We start from the raw sequence: 1,425 nt of genomic DNA, 5'->3' as shown, positions 1-1,425 counted from the left end.
GTGAACTGGTCCCCGGATATTGGACTCTTTAGTCGGTTCAGATCCGGGGATGGTTCGTGTGGGTGGCAACAGGAGTTCGTTGACGAAGGCGCAGCAGCAGGCTGCGGTGGGCTGGTTCGAGCGGGGGTTGGCTGACTGGGCGGCGGCGAGCCGGTTGGGTGTTGCGCGGACACCGGTGAAACGCTTGCATCGACGGTGGTCGTTGCATGGTCCGGAGGTGTTGGTGGAGGAACCACGACGCTCGTACTCGTTTGAGCTCAAACGCGATCTCGTGCGACGGCTCTTCGCGGGCGAGGATCCCGACGCGCTCGCTCGCGAGGGCGGGCTCTCGTCCGCGTTGCTGCTGCGGAAGTGGGCCGGGCTGGTCCGCCGGGATGGTGAGGACGCGTTACGGCCCCGGCCCAAGGGACGGCCGCGAGCGAAACCCGAGGGCGAGCTGAGCGAGTTGGAGCGGTTGCGGCGGGAGAACGAGTTGCTGCGGGCGGAGAATGCGTACTTGGGAAAATTGCGGGCCTTGCAAGCCCAGCAACGGCGGCAGTGAGAACTGCTGCTGTCGTGGCTTGCAAGGCCAACCACCGGCTCGATGATCTGCTCCGGTTCGCAGGCCTTGCCCGGTCGACGTTCTTCTACCACCAAGCCCGACTGGGCCGAACTGACCGGCATGCGGACACCGTTGACGCGATCCGCGCCGTGTTCGTCGCCGCGAAGGGCCGGTATGGGCACCGCCGGATCCACGCCCAGATCCGTTCCGATGGGCACCGGGTGGCGAAGAAGACGGTGTTGGCGTTGATGCGTCGGGAACAGCTGATCTGTCTGGTTCGCCGCAGGAAGCGGTACTCGTCCTACGGCGGTGACGTCGGCAAGGTCGCACCGAACCTGCTCGATCGAGACTTCACCACGACGGGACCGAACCAGAAATGGGTCACCGACGTCACCGAGTTCCGTGTTGGCACCAGCAAGCTCTACCTCTCCGCGGTGATGGACCTGTTCGACCGCAGGATCATCGCGTATCGGACCAGCACCTCACCCAACCTGGAACTGACCAACGGTTCCCTCCGGGACGCCTTCACCGCAGAGCCCGGCGCGACACCGTTGGTGCACTCCGATCAGGGGGTGCACTACCAGCACCGGTCCTGGCGGGCCGTCCTGGCCGCTACCGGTGCGACGCAGTCGATGTCGCGGAAGGGTAACTGTCACGACAACGCGGTGATCGAGAACTTCTTCGGCCACCTCAAAGCCGAGATGTTCCACCCAACCCGCTTCACCGACACCACCACGCTCAACACCGCAGTCCGGGACTACATCGCATGGTGGAACACCGACCGCACCCAGGAACGACTCGAGGGCATGAGCCCGGTCAACTACCGAGCCCACGCCCTCGCGGCCTAACCTGACTTCACAGTCCAACCTTCGGGGACCAGTTCA

General features: G+C 64.8%; 1 protein-coding gene. It reads left to right on the top strand.

Annotated elements, in window-relative coordinates:
• The first annotated feature begins 127 nt into the window (after positions 1-127).
• A protein-coding gene (locus MT346_RS17865; RefSeq protein ID WP_374202543.1) for an IS3 family transposase occupies positions 128-1,389 on the top strand; the annotation gives its coding sequence in 2 pieces (ribosomal slippage) (positions 128-500 and positions 500-1,389; 1,263 coding nt in all).
• Positions 1,390-1,425 lie beyond the last annotated feature (36 nt).

The organism is Curtobacterium sp. VKM Ac-2922, from assembly GCF_022815645.1.
Classification (GTDB): Bacteria; Actinomycetota; Actinomycetes; order Actinomycetales; family Microbacteriaceae; genus Curtobacterium.
The sequence above is the reverse complement of the archived record's forward strand: the minus strand, read 5'-3'. Positions and strand labels throughout refer to the sequence as shown.